Consider the following 15,996-nt stretch of genomic DNA (forward strand, 5'->3'; position numbering starts at 1 on the left):
GGTCCCACTCCTTCCCATCCCGAACAGGACAGTGAAACGAGTCAGCGCCGATGATAGTGCGGATTCCCGTGTGAAAGTAGGTCATCGTCAGGCTATTTACCCCAGCCAACCCCCATCGTGTCCTGCACGGTGGGGGTTTTGCTTTTGCGGCCCGGGATGTCGAGGTGCCGAAAATCGGCAACGCCGGGTAAGGCTGGATTGGACTTGGCTTGATAAACCATGCTGGGCCATTACCAGTCAAATCGCTCTTTGGCGTATTTGCAAGCGTTTCTCCCGAAACGAGGCCGCTGGACGGGTGCAGGCGAATTCAGGCCATAACCGGCCCCGGCTTGCGGCCCGCTTGCACTCGGCGTAAGCCCCGCTGCGGGGCGCCGCAGCCGCCGCTAAGGTGGCGCCATGATCGACGACCGCTTTCTGGCTGAAAACACCGCGCTGCAGCGTCCGCCGGTGCAGTTCTATTTCGACTTCTCCTCCCCCTACTCCTACATCGCCTCGGAGTGGATCGAAGCCGTTGCGGCCCGTCATGGCCGACGCGTGCAGTGGCATGCCATCCTTCTCGGCGCTACCTTCCAGGCCGCCGAGCTGAAGTCGCCCATTTCCCACCCCCTCAAGCGCGACTACATGCTGCGCGACTTCGAACGCTCGGCTCGTTTTGCCGGCCTGCCCTACCGGCAGCCGGGGACCTTCCCTATCCCGACGCAGAACGCCGCACGCGTGTTCTGGTGGCTGCACGACCGGGACCCGGCGCGCGCCGTCGCCTGGGCCCATGCCGGCCTGCGCGCCTACTTCACACGCGGCGTGGTGCTGAGCGATCCCGCCGCCCTCAAGCTGCTGCTTGTCGAGTCGGGCCTCGACGCCGATGCCGCGGAAGCCGCCTGGAACGACCCTGCCTGGAAGGCGCGCCTGAAGAGCGAGAACGATGCCGCCATTGCCGCTGGCGTCTTCGGCGCGCCTTACTTCATCGTCGACGGCGAGCCCTTCTGGGGCAACGACCGGCAGGCCCAGATCGACGCCTGGCTCGCCAGCGGACCCTTCAAGGGCTTGACCTAGCTCAAGGCTTCACGCGCGCGTCATGACCGGTGGGCAGCATGCCCACCATGCCGACGACGCAAGACCCACAAGCCGCGGGTGGAGCCGCCGACAAGCCCACGCTGTCGGTGCGCACCGTCTGGATCTCGGACCTGCACCTGGGCACGCCTGGCTGCCAGGCGAGAGCCCTGCTCGACTTCCTGCGCGACGTCGAGTGCGACACCCTCTACCTCGTCGGCGACATCATTGACGGCTGGCAGCTGCGCCGCTCCTGGTACTGGCCGCAGACCCACAACGACGTCGTCCAGAAGCTGCTGCGCAAGGCGCGCAAGGGCACGCGCGTCATCTTCATCCCCGGCAACCACGACGAGTTCGCGCGGAAGTACCTGGCGCACAACTTCGGCGGCGTCGACGTGGTGGAAGAGGCCATGCACGTCACCGCGGACGGCCGCAGGCTGTGGATCACCCACGGCGACCTCTACGACGGCGTCATCCAGTGCGCCCGCTGGCTCGCCATCGCCGGCGACCTCGCCTACGAGTTCACGCTCAAGGTCAACCGCTGGTTCAACCACATCCGCGCCAAGTTCGGCCTGCCGTACTGGAGCCTGTCGCGCTACCTCAAGCACAAGGTCAAGCGCGCAGTCAGCTACATCAACGAGTTCGAGAATGCCGTCGCGCGGGAGGCGCGCAAGCGCGGCGCCCACGGCGTCGTCTGCGGCCACATCCACCACGCCGAGATCCGCGAGATTGAAGGCATCCTCTACTGCAACGACGGCGACTGGGTCGAGAGCCTCACGGCCCTGGTCGAGCACCACGATGGCCGCCTGGAGATCCTCGACCGCGGCGACCAGGCGGCGCTTCCCGGCATGCTGCCAGCCGCGCGACCTGTGGCGCCCGCGGCCCTGCCCGTGCCCGTGCCCGTGGCGGCCGCCGCCAAGGCCGTCGCACCCGACACCGTCGCCTGACGGCTCGGCTCAGCGCAGTTTCAACAGCGCCTGGCCCGCGCGCACCTGCACGCCCTGCGCGATGCCTTCGGCCAGTTCGAACCCCGGCGGTACGAACACGATGATGGTCGAGCCGTGCTCGAACCAGCCCATCTCCTGGCCTTTGACGTGCGGCGCCCTGCAGGGCATCTCGTTCGCGCCCCGGCGGCCCAGGTGCAGCAGCACGTCCAGGAAGTGCAGGCGGATGCTGGCGACGAGGATGGCGGCCACCGGCACCAGCGCAACCGGGTGACCGCTGGCCAGCCGCATGCGCACGACGGCGCGCTCGTTGCGGCAGAACAGCCTCTCCACGCGCGCGAGCGCCACCGGATTGACGTTCCAGGTGTCTCCGCTCAGGTAGGTGACGTGCTCCACCGTGCCGTCGGCCGGCGCATGGAAGCGGTGGTACATCGCCGAGGTCAGCCGCAGCGTCACATAACGCCCGCCCTCGAAGACGCTCGCGTCCTGCGTGGGGCCGAAGAGCTCCTCGGTCGAATATGGAAAGCCCTTGGCCTGGTAGACCTGGCCGCGCTCCACCACGCCCGTGGCCCCGACGATGCCGTCGCTCGGGCTGGCGAACACCTCGGGCCGCGCGTCGAACGGGCGGGCGCCGTCCTTGAGCTCGCGGGTGAAGCAGTCCTTCAGCGAACGGAAGCGCGTGTGCCTGGCCTCGCTCAGGTCCAGCGGCGTGAACATGCGCCAGATGCCGATCGACAGCCGCGTCAGCAGCGGGCTCTCGATGCGGGCGAAGCGCCCCATGAGGCGGGTCAGCGCGATGCGCGGCACCCGGTTGGTCAGCAGGAAGTTCAGGTCCTCCTGCGCCACCAGGCGCTTGAGCCAACCGGGGCCCGCCGTTGCGCTGCGGCCGTCCAGAGGCGGTGCTGCATGCCGTTCGTCCATCGGTAACCAGCCCTTAGAACTTGCGACTCAGCATTTCGCGGAACACGCTGCGGCGTATGGCCCGGGTGGTCAGCTCAGGCGCCGTCCACCACCAGCCGTCGGCTCGCATCTCGTCGCAGGCCGCGACGAAGCGGTCCAGCACGTCCTCGAACTCGGCGTCGCCGTAGTTCAGGCTGAAGATCAGCCGGCCCGTGCCGACCCAGCTCAGCGCCAGGCCGTGCTTGCGCAGGTAGAACTGCAGCATCCAGTGGTAACGACCGGGCTGGGTGTAGAGCACCGTCCAGATGGTCGAGAGGTTGGCCACGCGCACCGGCACGCCGGCCTGTTGCAGCCTCGCGTTGAGCCGCTCGGCGCGGGCGTTCCAACGTGGCTCGAGGCCGTCGTACAAGGCCTTCACCTCGGGCCGGTCGAGCCGCTTCAGGAAGGCCGCCATCGCCGCGATCACGTAGGGGTGGGCGTTGAAGGTGCCGCGCGCAAAGCAGATGTCCGCCGGCCGGTCCTCGCGGTAGCGCGTCATCAGCGCGCGGCTGCCGCAGACCACGCCGACCGGCAGGCCGCCGCCCAGCGTCTTGCCGTAGGTGACCAGGTCGGCCTTCACGCCGAAGTACGCCTGCGCCCCGCCGGGCGCGAGCCGGAAGCCCACGAAGACCTCGTCGAAGATCAACACGATGCCTCGGGCCGTGCACACCTCGCGCAGCCGCCTCAACCACGTCGTGTAGGCCTCGCGGTCGAAACCGGCGCGGCGGCTGCCGTCGACGAGGGCGGAATCGCCCGGGGCGTTCGCGTTGGGGTGCAGGGCCTGCAGCGGATTGACCAGCACGCAGGCGATGTCGCGGCGCGTGGCCAGCACCCGCAGCGAGCGCTCGGACATGTCCTGCAGCGTGAAGGTCTCCCGCGGCGGCAGCGGGTTGCCAGGCCCGGGTTGCACGTCCTCCCACCAGCCGTGGTAGGCCCCGGCGAAGCGCACCAGGCGCTTCCTGCGGGTGTGATAACGCGCCAGCCGCACGGCCTGCATCACGGCCTCGGTGCCCGACATGTGGAAGCTCACCTCCTCCTGGCCGGAGATGGCCTTCAGGCGGGACAGCACCTCCAGCACGCAGGGGTGGTAGGCGCCCAGCACGGGGCCGAGGTCCCGCGCCGTCGCCACGGCCTCGTCGATGCACGCCTTGTAGGCGTCATAGCCCAGCAGGTTGACGCCGTAGGAGCCGGTGAGGTCGTAGAGGCGGTTGCCGTCCAGGTCCTCCACCTGCACGCCCTCGCTGGCCTGAAGAAAGGCCCCCATCTTCAGGTGCTCGCGCAACACGGGGCTGAACTGGAAGGGCACGCGGTAGCGTGCCGTGAAGCGCAGGTCGGGAATGGCCTCGCGCGCCGTGGCGGTCGCGGCCAGCGTCTTCGCGAAGCGCGTGTCGAACTCGGCGCCCAGGCGGCCCAGGGCCGCGCGGCGGGCTGCCGCCACGTTGGCCGGTGCGCCGTCGGCCGCGAAGAACTGCGTCTCGTCGTAGGCATAGCCCGGCACCCAGCGCGCCAGCCGCTTGGCCATGCGCGAGTGGCCGGCCAGGGAACGGTGCTTGGCCCGCGACAGCTCCAGGCGCCGTTTGGCCGCGGGCAGCAGGGCCAACACGCCCAGGGCCAACGCCGAGAGGGTCAATGTTTCGTCCATCAATGCGCCTGCTGGCCGACGTGCTCCATCGGGTCGATGAGCTGGCCGCGCAGCAGGTACAGCGGCGCCTTGCGGTACAGCATCACGTCGTGGAAAGGGTCGGTCAGGATCTTGGTCATCCAGGCCAGGCCCTGCATCGGGCCCTGCGTGACCCAGAGCTGGCCCACGCGGAAGAGCAGGCCGACGACGCCCAGGCAGAACCACGCCATGCCGACATCCTCGAGATAGCCCGTCAGGCCGACCGCCGGCTGGATCAGGCCGCCCAGGGACGGCGCCAGCCACAGCACGGCCGGCAGCGCCACCCAGACGGACATCAGCACGATCTTGCGGCGGATGTTGTAGCCCACCTTGATGGCTTCCTTGTAGTCGTCGGTGGCCTGGTTGATCTCGTCGTAGCCGCGGGGCTCGAAGAAGAAATGCCCGGCCTGCCGGGTCGTCATCGACACGCACCAGGCCAGCAGCGCGGCCCAGGCGGGGTTGACGAAGACCAGCGCGTAGGCAGCGAGGAAGCTCAGCGCGCTGACGAGGTGCAGGCTCTGGTTGATGCGGCTGTGGTGGTAGTAGCGGTGGTCGTCCCAGCGCTGGGTCTTCAGGGTTTGGAAGAACTCGTTCACGTCCCGTCCTTGCTCAGTGGGTGTCAGGCGGGGCGCATGGTGGAGGGCTTGCGTGAAATCGGCGTGACGACGCCACGCCTGCGCCGTTGTCATCGTGCTGTTGCACAGGCGGCTGACCATGACCGCATGAAGACCGCCACCGCCACGGCTGCCGAGGCCGACGACATCCTGGTCGATGACCTGCCCGCGCCGCGCCACTCGCGCCGGCTCGCGGTGGTGACGGAGACCTATCCGCCCGAGGTCAACGGCGTCGCCATGTCGATGGCGCGCGTCATCGACGGGCTGAACCGCCGCAACCACGACGTGCAGCTGATCCGGCCACGCCAGCCGTCCCGGCTGACGCCGCCGTCCAGCGGCAGGCCCGCCGTCGACGAGGTGCTGACCAAGGGCCTGGCCGTGCCGCTGTACCCCAACCTGCGCATGGGCGTGCCGAGCAAGCGCAGCCTGGTCAAGCTGTGGTCGCTGCGGCGGCCGGACGTCGTGCACATCGCCACCGAAGGACCGCTGGGCTGGTCGGCCCTGCAGGCGGCCCAGCATCTCGCGCTGCCCGTCACGTCCGACTACCGCACCAACTTCCACGCCTACGGCCGCCACTACCGGCTCGGCCTGCTGGCCAAGCCCATCATGGGCTATCTGCGCAAGTTCCATAACCGTTGCGATGCCACCATGGTGCCCACCGAGGCCATGCGCGTGCAGCTCGTCGAGCGCGGCTTCGAGCGCCTGTCCGTGGTGGGCCGTGGCGTCGACGCCCAGCGCTTCGACCCCACCCGCCGCAGCGAGGCCATGCGCATGGCCTGGGGCGCCGGCGCCGACGACCTCGTCCTCGGCTATGTCGGTCGCCTGGCGCCCGAGAAGAACCTCGGCGTCGTGCTCGCCGCCTTCGAGGCCGTGAAGGCCCTGCAGCCGCGCGCCCGCCTCGTCTTCGTCGGCGACGGCCCCATGCGCGCGGAGCTGGCCGCGCGGGCGCCTGACGCCGTGTTCGCCGGCCAGCGCAGCGGCGACGACCTCGCGGCCCATTACGCCGGGCTGGACCTCTTCCTCTTTCCCAGCCTCACCGAGACCTTCGGCAACGTCACCACCGAAGCCATGGCCAGCGGCTGCGCCGTCGTGGCCTTCGACAGCGCCGCGGCGGGCGAGCTGATCCGCAGCGGCGTCAACGGCTGGCTGGCCGGCGCCGGCCAGGAGGCCGATTTCATTGCCGCCACCCGCGCCGCGGCCCTGGACCCGTCGGCGCGCCGGGCGGTGGCCGAGGCCGCGCGCACGACGGCGCGCCGCCTCGACTGGAGCGACATCACGGCCCGCTTCGAGGCGGTGCTGGAAGGAGCGATCGCACGCGCCGAGCCGGTGATCGGGCTGCGCGGCCTGCAGCCCGTCGTCTGACGCCCGGACGCGCCGTCAGCGTCGCTGTCGCCGATCGACTGCGATCAGCGCCAGGATGGCCACGGCCACCAGCGCGCCCAGGCCGCTGAGCGTCGCGGTGATGGGCACCCCGGCCGCCTCGCAGCCCGCGTAGGCCGCCAGCATCGCCAGCACGCTCAGGTTCTCGTTGAAGCCTTGCACCGCGATCGAGCGGCCCGCGCTCAGCAGGGCCGCACCGCGGTGCTGCAACAGGGCATTCAAGGGCACGACCATGGCGCCGCCCACCGCGCCGACGACGGCGAGCACCACGGCCGCCAGGGCCACCTCGCTCACCTGGGCCACCACCGGCATCAGCAGGCCCAGCGCCACGCCGGCCCACAAGCCGTGGCGGGCCTGGTGCAGGGCCAGCCATCGCCCCGCCGCCGCGGCGCCGGCGATCACGCCCACGGCCACGGCAGCTTGCAGATAGGCCGCCTGGCTCAAGGGCAGGGCCAGGACCGTGCCGGCCCATCGCAGCACCGCGAACTGCAGCGTCGCCCCGACGCCCCAGAACAGCGTCGTCGCGGCGAGCGACAGGCCGCCCTCGCGATCGCGCCAGAGCAGGCGGTTGGCGGCGCGGAACTCGCGCAGCAGCGCCGCCGCGCCATGCGACTCGCTGCGCTGGCGGCAGCCGCTGTCGGGGATGCCGGCGTTGAGCGCGCTGGACAGGGCGTAGATCAGCAGCAGGGCCGCAAGCGAGCCGGTCAGCTTGTCGGCCGGCAGGTCCAGCCCGTCGCAGAAGTCCGCCAGCCCCGAGCCCAGCCAGGCCGGACTCACCAGCGCGCCGCCCAGCACCGCGCCCAGCAGCGCAGCCGACACGACGCTGATCTCGATCCAGCCATTGGCCTTCACCAGCGCCTCGGGCGCGGCCAGCTCGGTGACGAGGCCGTATTTCGCCGGTGCGTAGGCCGCGGCGCCCAGACCCACGACCGCCAGCGCCGCCACGGGATGCAGGCCCCAGGCCAGCAGGGCGAGGCCCGCCATCTTGACGAGGTTCATCGCTGCCATCACGCGGCCCTTGGCGAAGGCGTCGGCCAGCGGCCCCACCCACGGCGCCAGCACCACATAGGCCGCCATGAAGCCGACCTTGAGCAGCGGTGCCCACCAGGGCGCGAAGCCCTGCTGAGCCAGCAGCGCGATGGCGACCACCAGCAAGGCGTTGTCCGCCAGCGCCGAGGCGAACTGCGCCCCGATGACCCGGCCGAAGCCGGCCGGCAGACGGGCGCGGCCGGCCAGCGCGACGGCGGGGAGGAGGTTGGGCGTGGCGGTGGGCACGGGCGCCGCACTGTGGGCGAACTGCATGAAATCCCGATGAAGCGCGGGCCGGGCATGCCGAATGCCGGTCCGTCGCCGTTGCCACTTCACCCGCACAGGACGCTCCATGGCCAAGACTCCCACGACTCCGGCGGCAAAGAAGTCCGCCAAGACTTCCGCGCCGGCCAAGAAGGCGAGCGCCGCCAAGGCCGCGGCGCGCAACACGGACAGCGGCGCCTCGCGGCCCGAGCCTGCCCGCGATGCTGACCTCGCAGCCCAGCGCATGGAAGACGTGCAGGCCACGGCTGCCGCCATGCCCTTCAATGCCACGAAGGCGGCCGAGCACGGCGCGGCCCAGGGCCTGGAGCCAGCGATCGGCCAGTTGGTGACGCCGCCGTCGCGGCTGGCGACGGGCAGCACGCTGTCCGAGTCGCAGGCCGGCGCCAAGGTCGGCACCCAGGCGCCCGAGGGGCGCAACGCGACCATCGCGCCGCTGGACCGCGTGCGCGTGGATTCGTCCGGCCAGCCGCTCACCACCAACCAGGGCGTTCGCATCGCCGACAACCAGAACTCCCTCAAGGCCGGCACGCGCGGCCCGGTGTTGCTCGAGGACTTCGTCCTCCGCGACAAGATCACCCACTTCGACCATGAGCGCATCCCCGAGCGCATCGTCCACGCGCGAGGCTCCGCGGCCCACGGCTATTTCGAGAGCTATGAGGCGCTGGACGAGCTGACCATGGCCGCCCCCTTCAAGGCCGCGGGCAAGCGCACGCCGGTGTTCGTGCGCTTCTCGACCGTGGCGGGCGAACGCGGCAGCAAGGACACGGCCCGCGACGTGCGCGGCTTCGCGGTCAAGTTCTACACGGACGAGGGCAACTGGGACCTGGTCGGCAACAACATCCCGGTGTTCTTCATCCAGGACGCGATGAAGTTCCCCGACCTCGTGCACGCCGTCAAGCCCGAGCCCCACCACCAGATGCCGCAGGCGGCCAGCGCCCACGACACCTTCTGGGACTTCGTCTCGCTGATGCCCGAATCGACCCACATGCTGATGTGGGTCATGAGCGACCGCGCCATCCCGCGCAGCTACGCGACGATGCAGGGCTTTGGCGTGCACAGCTACCGCATGGTCAACGCGCAGGGCGAGTCCGTCTTCGTCAAGTTCCACTGGAACCCGAAGTTCGGCACGCACTCGCTGACCTGGGACGAGGCCGTGAAGATCTCCGGCGCGGACCCCGACTACCACCGCCGGGACCTGTGGGAGCGCATCGAGTCCGGCGCCTTCCCCGAATACGAGCTGGGCGTCCAGGTGTTCACGGAGGAGGAGGCGGCGCGCTTCAGCTTCGACATCCTCGACGCCACCAAGATCGTGCCGGAAGAGCTCGTGCCGGTGCGGCCCATCGGCCGCATGGTGCTCGACCGCAACCCCGACAACTTCTTCGCCGAGACCGAGCAGGTCGCCTTCTGCACGGCCAACATCATCCCGGGCCTGGACTTCTCCAACGATCCGCTGCTGGCCGGCCGCATCCATTCCTACGTCGACACGCAGATCTCGCGCCTGGGCGGCCCCAACTTCCACGAGATTCCCATCAACTCGCCCATCGCGCCGGTGCACAACAACCAGCGCGACGGCATGCACCGGCAGGCCATCCACCGCGGGCGCGTGGCCTATGAACCCAACTCACTGGCAGGGGGCTGCCCCTTCCAGGCCGGCGCGGCCGAGCAGGGCTTCACGTCCGTGGCGGCGCGGCTGCGGGCGCGGGAAGACCAGGCCAAGGTGCGTGCCAAGCCCGAGCTCTTCGCCGAGCACTACAACCAGGCGCGGCTGTTCTACGAGAGCCAGACGCCGGCCGAGCAGGCCCACATCGCCGCGGCCTTCCGCTTCGAGCTCAGCAAGGTGACCGTGCCGGCCGTGCGCGAGCGCATGGTCGCCTCGTTGCGCAACGCCTCGCAGGAGCTGGCCACGCGGGTCGCCGCGGGGCTCAACATGCCGCTGCCCGAGCCCATGCCGCTGGCCATCGCGCGCGTGCCCAAGCCGGAGGTCAAGCGCTCTCTGGCGCTGTCGCTCATGGCCCGGCCCGGCGACGGCTCCGTCGCCGGCCGCAAGGTCGTGCTCCTCGCGGCGGACGGCGTGCTCGGCGAGCCGCTGATGGCCGTGCACCAGGCCCTGTTCGAGCAGGGCGCCGTGCCGCGCATCGCCGCGCCCCGCATCGGGCCTGTGCAGACGGCCGACGGCGTGGACCTGCAGGCCGACGTATCGCTGGAGAACGAGCCCGGCTTCCTGTTCGATGGCCTCGTCCTGCCCGATGGCGAGGCCGGTGTCGACATGCTGGGCCGCGACGGCCACGCCTTCGAATTCGTGCGTGACCAGTACCGGCACTGCAAGCCCATCCTGGCCCTCGGGGCGGGCGAAGGGCTGCTGCGGGCCGCGGGCGTCAGCGCCTCGCTGCCCTCGGGCGCGGCCGACCCGGGCATCGTCATCGACAAGGATGCCGACTCGGGCGTCGAGGCCTTCATCTCCGCGCTGGCCCGCCACCGCCACTTCGAGCGCGAGACCGACCCGCCCCGCGTGTAGGAGAGGCTGGGGTGCGTGCCGTAGATGCCGGCGCCGCCCTAGCGCAGCTGCGCCTCGAACAGCAGGGCCAACTGGCTGGCGATGAGCAGCTCCTGCCGCGTCCAGGCGCGGGTGGCGTGGCCGTCCACCAGCCAGAGGGCGCCGGCCAGCCGGTCGCCAGCGTACAGCGGCACCTCGATGCGGGCCTCGGCCGAGCCCGCCAGGCCGGACAGCTCGGCATGGCAGGGGTGCAGGGCGGCGTCGGGCAGGGCCAGGGGCGCGCCATGGCGGCCCAGGAGGTCCAGATAACGGGGATGTCGGCCGGCATCCAGGCCGCCCTCGCCGAGGCGCCAGTGCACCACCCGATCGAGGCCCAGGATGCGCGTGGCCGCCGCCTTCAGCTCGGCCAGCGCCTCTGACGGCGGCGCGCCGGCCAGCCGCTGCCGTTGGCCGCACAGGTGCAGCAGCAGCTCCTCGGGCGTCACGGGAGCGCCCGCGTCGTCGGCCGGCGGCGCCGCCAGCGTGGCGCGAGCCGGCAGGCTCAGCTTTTCAATTTCGGACTGCAGGGCCAGGTGTTGCCAGAGGTGCTCCAGCGCCCCGGCCGCATCGCCCTCGGCCTGCAGCAGTTGCGCCAGCTGCAGGTGGGCCTGGCGCGCCTGGGCCCGGGCCTGGATGCGCTGGGCCAGGGCCAGCGCATGGCGGGTGGAGCGCACGGCGGCAGCGTTGTCGCCACGGGCCAGGGCGATCTCGGTCCAGGTGCGGCTGGCAGCCGCCTCCAGCCAGGGGTAGCCCTGGCGGGCGGCGATGTCCAGGGCCAGCCGGCAGTCGGCCACTGCCCAGTCCATGCGCTGGCGGGCGAGGGCGGCCCGGGCCAGATGCCAGTGCGCCTCGGCCTCGAAGACGCGATGGGCGCCACGCCGCGCTGCCGCCAGCCCATGGCTGAAATGCCGCTCCGCCGCCGGCAGGTCGCCGGTCTCGAAGCTGCCGACGCCGATGTTGAGCGCCAGCTTGGCGGCCAGGTAGCTGTCGTCGATGCCGGCGATCTTGAGCTGCTCGCCGGCATCGCGCATCTGTCGCAGCCCGCGCGCCCAGTCGGCCTGCGCGTAATGGATCTGGCCCAGGCCGATGCGTGCGGCCACGCCGGTCTGCCCATGGCCGCTGACCTCCGCGAGGTCGAGGGCGCGGGACCACTGCTCACTCGCGAGCTGGTACTCGCCTTGCTGGTAGGCGATGCGGCCCAAGGCCTCGCACACGCGCGCAGCCTGGATGGGGAAATGCCCGGCCACGGCCAGCGCGCCGCCCTGCTCCAGGGCCGGCAGCAGCTCCAGCGCCCGCCCGCGCGGTTCCAGCAGGCCGAAGCGTGCGTAAAGCGCATCCACCGCGGAAGCGGTGTCGCCCGCGGCGAAAGCCTGGGCGCTGAGGGCGTCCAGCAAGCGCTCCGCGAGGCCGGCATGGCGGCGCGCGACCCGGCCGATGCGTTCGAGCAGCTCGGCCAGGGCATCGCTGGCCGCGGGGTGAAGGGTAAACAAGGCGCTGTCGGGTTGGTTTCTGACTGGTATTCTTGTCCATTCCGGCGCTGCGCTGTCCTGCCTAGGGGACAGTCCGTAGCTCGCACCGGTGGCCGTGGACCAGTTTAAAACCAATTGACCACCTTGGGTTTTGGTATTAGAGTGGTATCGATGTTGCCGCCATCAGCCATGCCGCTCGTTCTCGACCCCTCCCTCGTGACCTCCCGCGACTCCGGGAGGGCCGTGCGCTGGTGGGTCGGGATCGATGGTGGCGGTACCAGCACTCGCGCGGTGGTCGCGGACGCCGCCGGGCGCGTGCTGGGGCGCGGTGAATCCGGAGCCTCTGCTCTCGGCCAGGGTGCAGAGCAGGCATGGCGGCACATCGCCGACGCCGTCGCCCGGGCTGGCGTGAGCGGTGTGGCGTTGGAGGACTGCGCCCTCGGCCTCGGCCTGTCCGGCACCGGCGTGCCGGCGCAGCTCGAGGCCTTCGTCGCGGCCGATCCCGGCGTGGCGCGCTTCGGCCTGGTCACCGACGGCCTCGCCGCCCTGCTGGGCGCCCATGGCGGTCGGCCCGGGGCGCTGCTGATTTCCGGCACCGGTTCCGTGGCCGAGGCCCTGTTGCCGGATGGCAGCCGCCGCCTCGTCGGTGGCTGGGGCTGGCAGATCGGCGACGAAGGCAGCGGCGCCTGGCTCGGCCAGCAGGCCATGAAGCTCGCCCAGGCGGCCTACGACGACCGCGCGCCGGCCGGGCCGCTGGCGCAGGCGGTGTGGCGGGAGGTGGGCGCCACGCGCGAGGCCCTGCTGGCCTTTTGCGCCCGGGCCGGCCAGGCCGGCTACGCCAGCCTCGCGCCACTGGTGTTCGAGCACGAGGCCGCGGACGCCGCCGCCGCGAGCCTGCTCGATGCCGCCGCGCGCGCCTTGGAAGCCCTGGCCGTGGCCGTCCATCCCACCCTGCCGCTGGCCCTGGCCGGCAGCATCGCGCTGCGCCTGGGGCCCCGCTTCGGACCGGCCGTGCAGGCGCGGCGAATCGAGCCCCAGGGCGATGCCGCCGTCGGCGCCCTGCGGCTGATCCAACCACGAGAAAACCCAAACGCATGAGCGCTGTCTTCGACTTCAAGCCGGACCCGAATGCCGCGTCGCCGCTGTACATGCAGCTGGCGCAGAGCCTGGCCCAGGCCATCCGCGACGGCATCTTCCACACCGACGAGGCGCTGCCCAGCGAGCGCGTGCTGGCCGAGCAGCTGGAGCTGTCGCGCGTGACGGCCCGCAAGGCCATCGACCGCCTCGTCGAGCAAGGCCTCATCATCCGCAAGCGCGGCTCGGGCAACTACATCGCCCCCAAGCTGGAGCAGCCGCTGACCCGCCTGACCAGCTTCTCCGAAGAGCTGCACCAGCGCGGCTTCGTGCCCAGTTCGCGCTGGCTGCTGCGCGGCTTCACGCCCGCGGCGCCGGACGAGCAGCTGTCCCTGGAGCTCAAGAGCGGCGAACGCGTGGCCCGGCTGGAGCGGCTGCGGCTGGCCGATGCCGTCGTCATGGCCTACGAGGTGTCGGTGCTGCCCCAGTCCGTGCTGCCCGACCCCCAGAAGGTCGAGGCCTCGCTCTACACCCACCTGGGCGAGCGGGCGCCGGTGCGCGCGCTGCAGCACATCCGCGCCCTCAATGCGGACGCCAAGCTCGCCGGGCTGCTGGAAGTGCCCCTGGGCGCCGCGGTCCTCTTCATCACCCGCGTGGGCTATCTGGCGTCTGGCCAGGCGGTCGAGCTGACCCACTCCTACTGCCGCAGCGACTACTACGACTTCGTCGCCGAAATGCGCAGGGATTGATGGCGCCCTCCGGACACGCTCCAGTCACCCTCGAGGGCGACCTGGTCACACCGCAAGGCTGCCTGCAGGGCCGCCTCGAGATCGAGCATGGGCGCATCGTGGCGTTGGCGGGCGAGCCCATCGACCCCGCGCGTGCCGGCGAAGGCGGCCGGCCCATCCTGCTGCCGGGCTTCGTGGACACCCACGTGCACGGTGGGGGTGGGCGGGACACCATGGAGGGCGGCGATGCCATCCAGGCCATCGCAAGGCGACACGCCCGGCACGGCACGACCGCCCTGCTCGCCACGACGATGACGGCGCCCGTCGAGCAGATCGAGCAGGCGCTGCGGGCCATCGGGCCGGTGTGCCGCGAACGCGGCACCCAGGCGGCGCGGGTCGTCGGCGTGCATCTCGAAGGGCCCTACATCAACCCCGACCGCCTCGGCGCCCAGCCGGCCCATGCGGCCCTGGCCACGCTCGGCGAAGTGCTGCGTCTGCATGCCCTCGCGCCCATCAAGGTGCTGACCCTGGCACCCGAAGTGCCCGGCCACCTGGCCCTCATCGGTCCGCTGCGGGAGGCCGGCATCCGCGTGCAGGTCGGCCACAGCAATGGCAGCTACGACGACGGCGTGGCGGCCCTGCGGGCTGGCGCGGCCGGTTTCACCCACCTCTTCAACGCCATGAGCGCGCTGCACCACCGCGAGCCCGGCATGGTGGGCGCGGCCCTGGCCCATGCGCAGCATGCCGAGCTCATCCCCGACCTGCTGCACGTGCATGCCGGCGCCATCCGCGCCGCGTTGCGCTGCATCCCGGGGCTGTTCTGCGTGACCGACTCGACCGCCGCGGCCGGCATGCCCGACGGTGAATACCGCCTGGGCGAGCACCGGGTGCAGAAGTGCCTGGGCGGCGTGCGCCTGCCCGACGGCACGCTGGCCGGCAGCGCCCTGACCATGGACCGGGCCCTGCGCAATCTCGTGCAGCGCCTGGGCCTGCCCCTGCACGAGGCCGCGCGCCGCGTGTCCACGGTGGCGGCGCAATACCTGGGCCTGGCAGACCGTGGGCGCCTCGCCCCGGGCGCCTGGGCCGACGTGGTGGTGATGGACGCCGGGCTTCAGCTGCGGCGCGTGTTTGTGGAAGGTGAAGAGATCGATGTCGTCGCTGATGCTTGAGGAGGCGCTGAGCGCGCCGGACGCGGTGGCCCGCCAATTGGCGGCCGACCCGCTGAGTTACGCCCGCCTGGGCCAGGCCCTGCAGGAGAGGCCGCCGACGAGCGTGCTCACCATCGCGCGTGGCAGCTCCGACCACGCCGCCCACTACCTGGCCTACCTCGTCATGGCACGGCTGGGCCGTCTGGTCACGTCGCTGCCGATGTCGCTGATCACCCTCTACCAGAGCCGCATCCACTGCGAGGGCCTGTTGTCCCTGGCCTTCTCTCAATCGGGGCAGAGCCCCGACCTGATCGAGCCGACGCGGTTTTTCCGCGAAGGCGGCGCCCGCACCGTGGCCTTCGTCAACGCCAGCGGCTCGCCGCTGGCCGCCGCGGCCGAGCACGTGTTCGAGCTGCACGCCGGGCCCGAGAAGAGCGTGGCCGCCACCAAGAGCTACATCGCCCAGCTCGTGGCGGGGGCCCGCGTCGTGGCGGCCTGGCAGCGGGACGACGCGCTGCGGGCCGCGCTGAACGTGCTGCCGATGGCGCTCGAACAGGCGGCCAGGCTGGACTGGAGCGCCGCCCTGCCCGTGCTGCAGGGAGCGGACCGCCTCTTCGTGCTGGGTCGCGGCACGGGCCTGGCCGTGGCCATGGAGGCGGCCCTCAAGCTCAAGGAGACCTGCGGCATCCAGGCCGAGGCCTTCTCGGGCGCCGAGGTCAAGCACGGCCCCATGGCGCTGGTGCGGGACGGCTATCCGCTGCTGGTGTTCGCGCCGCGCGGGCCGGCCCAGGCCGGGCTGCTCGCCATCGCCGAGGAGATGCGCTCGCGCGGCGGCCGCGTGCTGCTGGCCGCGCCCCTCGGGACGCCTGGCGTCGAGCTGCCGCTGGTGACCACCGGCAACGAGGACCTCGATCCCATCGCCCTGGTGCAGAGCTTCTATCCCATGGTCGAGGCCCTGGCCCGCGCCCGCGGCTTCGACCCGGACGTGCCGCCGAATCTCGCCAAGGTCACCAAAACCCATTGAGGCTGTCATGAGCACAATGAAACTTCGAGCCGAGCGCCGGGCCGCCACAAGCCGGCCCGCCATGGCGATGTGCTCGCGGCTGGATGCCGCGAGCATCGCCATCCCCTCGGGGGCTGAGGCTG

13 protein-coding genes and 1 rRNA gene are annotated in these 15,996 nt (G+C 71.3%); 9 read left to right on the forward strand and 5 right to left on the reverse strand.

The window, feature by feature from the left end:
• The 3 genes from rrf to LXT12_RS24970 all read left to right on the forward strand — a co-directional run.
• Positions 1 to 93: ribosomal RNA gene (gene rrf, locus LXT12_RS24960) — 5S ribosomal RNA — on the forward strand; the annotation flags it as partial.
• Positions 94 to 396: 303 nt separating this feature from the next.
• Complete coding sequence (locus tag LXT12_RS24965; protein ID WP_233395017.1) at positions 397 to 1,050, forward strand: 2-hydroxychromene-2-carboxylate isomerase; 654 nt, start codon at positions 397 to 399, stop codon at positions 1,048 to 1,050.
• Positions 1,051 to 1,097: 47 nt separating this feature from the next.
• Entirely contained in the window at positions 1,098 to 1,994 is an 897-nt protein-coding gene (locus tag LXT12_RS24970; RefSeq protein WP_233395018.1) for a UDP-2,3-diacylglucosamine diphosphatase, read from the forward strand.
• 9 nt (positions 1,995 to 2,003) lie between these two features.
• Here LXT12_RS24970 and asd read toward each other — a convergent pair whose 3' ends face one another.
• From asd to LXT12_RS24985, 3 genes are read right to left on the reverse strand one after another with little or no spacing between them, the layout of a single operon-like run.
• Positions 2,004 to 2,912 carry an archaetidylserine decarboxylase gene (gene asd / locus LXT12_RS24975; RefSeq protein ID WP_233395019.1) on the reverse strand — a complete coding sequence of 303 codons (909 nt, stop codon included), beginning with the start codon at positions 2,910 to 2,912 and terminating at the stop codon, positions 2,004 to 2,006.
• A 13-nt stretch (positions 2,913 to 2,925) separates the two neighbouring features.
• Positions 2,926 to 4,572: an aminotransferase class III-fold pyridoxal phosphate-dependent enzyme gene (locus tag LXT12_RS24980; RefSeq protein ID WP_233395020.1), complete on the reverse strand. Its 1,647-nt coding sequence runs from the start codon at positions 4,570 to 4,572 to the stop codon at positions 2,926 to 2,928.
• Entirely contained in the window at positions 4,572 to 5,186 is a 615-nt protein-coding gene (locus LXT12_RS24985; protein WP_233395021.1) for an Mpo1-like protein, read from the reverse strand. The genes LXT12_RS24980 and LXT12_RS24985 overlap by 1 nt, the downstream gene beginning before the upstream one ends.
• A gap of 126 nt (positions 5,187 to 5,312) precedes the next feature.
• Between LXT12_RS24985 and LXT12_RS24990 the strand changes: the two genes are divergently transcribed.
• Entirely contained in the window at positions 5,313 to 6,566 is a 1,254-nt protein-coding gene (locus LXT12_RS24990) for a glycosyltransferase family 4 protein (RefSeq protein ID WP_233395022.1), read from the forward strand.
• A 15-nt stretch (positions 6,567 to 6,581) separates the two neighbouring features.
• Here the strand turns inward: LXT12_RS24990 and lplT are convergent, their stop codons facing one another.
• A complete protein-coding gene (gene lplT, locus LXT12_RS24995) occupies positions 6,582 to 7,886 on the reverse strand; it encodes a lysophospholipid transporter LplT (RefSeq protein WP_233395023.1) in 1,305 nt (434 codons plus the stop codon).
• 79 nt (positions 7,887 to 7,965) lie between these two features.
• On the opposite strand from lplT, the gene LXT12_RS25000 reads away from it, so the two are divergent.
• The gene (locus tag LXT12_RS25000; protein WP_233395024.1) at positions 7,966 to 10,413 is read left to right on the forward strand and encodes a catalase; all 2,448 of its coding nucleotides are present in this window, start codon (positions 7,966 to 7,968) and stop codon (positions 10,411 to 10,413) included.
• Between the two features lie 38 nt (positions 10,414 to 10,451).
• On the opposite strand, the gene LXT12_RS25005 is transcribed toward LXT12_RS25000, so the two are convergent.
• Entirely contained in the window at positions 10,452 to 11,921 is a 1,470-nt protein-coding gene (locus LXT12_RS25005) for an ATP-binding protein (RefSeq protein WP_233395025.1), read from the reverse strand.
• Positions 11,922 to 12,089: 168 nt separating this feature from the next.
• Here LXT12_RS25005 and LXT12_RS25010 point away from each other — a divergent pair, with 168 nt between their 5' ends.
• From LXT12_RS25010 to LXT12_RS25025, 4 genes are read left to right on the forward strand one after another with little or no spacing between them, the layout of a single operon-like run.
• Complete coding sequence (locus LXT12_RS25010) at positions 12,090 to 12,998, forward strand: glucosamine kinase nucleotide-binding domain-containing protein (protein WP_233395026.1); 909 nt, start codon at positions 12,090 to 12,092, stop codon at positions 12,996 to 12,998.
• Positions 12,995 to 13,723, forward strand: coding sequence for a GntR family transcriptional regulator (locus tag LXT12_RS25015; RefSeq protein WP_233395027.1), 729 nt, complete (start codon positions 12,995 to 12,997; stop codon positions 13,721 to 13,723). Before LXT12_RS25010 ends, LXT12_RS25015 begins: the two co-directional genes overlap by 4 nt.
• Positions 13,723 to 14,871: an N-acetylglucosamine-6-phosphate deacetylase gene (nagA, locus tag LXT12_RS25020; RefSeq protein ID WP_233395028.1), complete on the forward strand. Its 1,149-nt coding sequence runs from the start codon at positions 13,723 to 13,725 to the stop codon at positions 14,869 to 14,871. Before LXT12_RS25015 ends, nagA begins: the two co-directional genes overlap by 1 nt.
• Positions 14,852 to 15,874: an SIS domain-containing protein gene (locus LXT12_RS25025; RefSeq protein WP_233395029.1), complete on the forward strand. Its 1,023-nt coding sequence runs from the start codon at positions 14,852 to 14,854 to the stop codon at positions 15,872 to 15,874. The genes nagA and LXT12_RS25025 overlap by 20 nt, the downstream gene beginning before the upstream one ends.
• Positions 15,875 to 15,996 lie beyond the last annotated feature (122 nt).

The sequence above is a fragment of the Pelomonas caseinilytica genome (assembly GCF_021353235.1).
Taxonomy (GTDB): Bacteria; Pseudomonadota; Gammaproteobacteria; order Burkholderiales; family Burkholderiaceae_C; genus Pelomonas; species Pelomonas caseinilytica.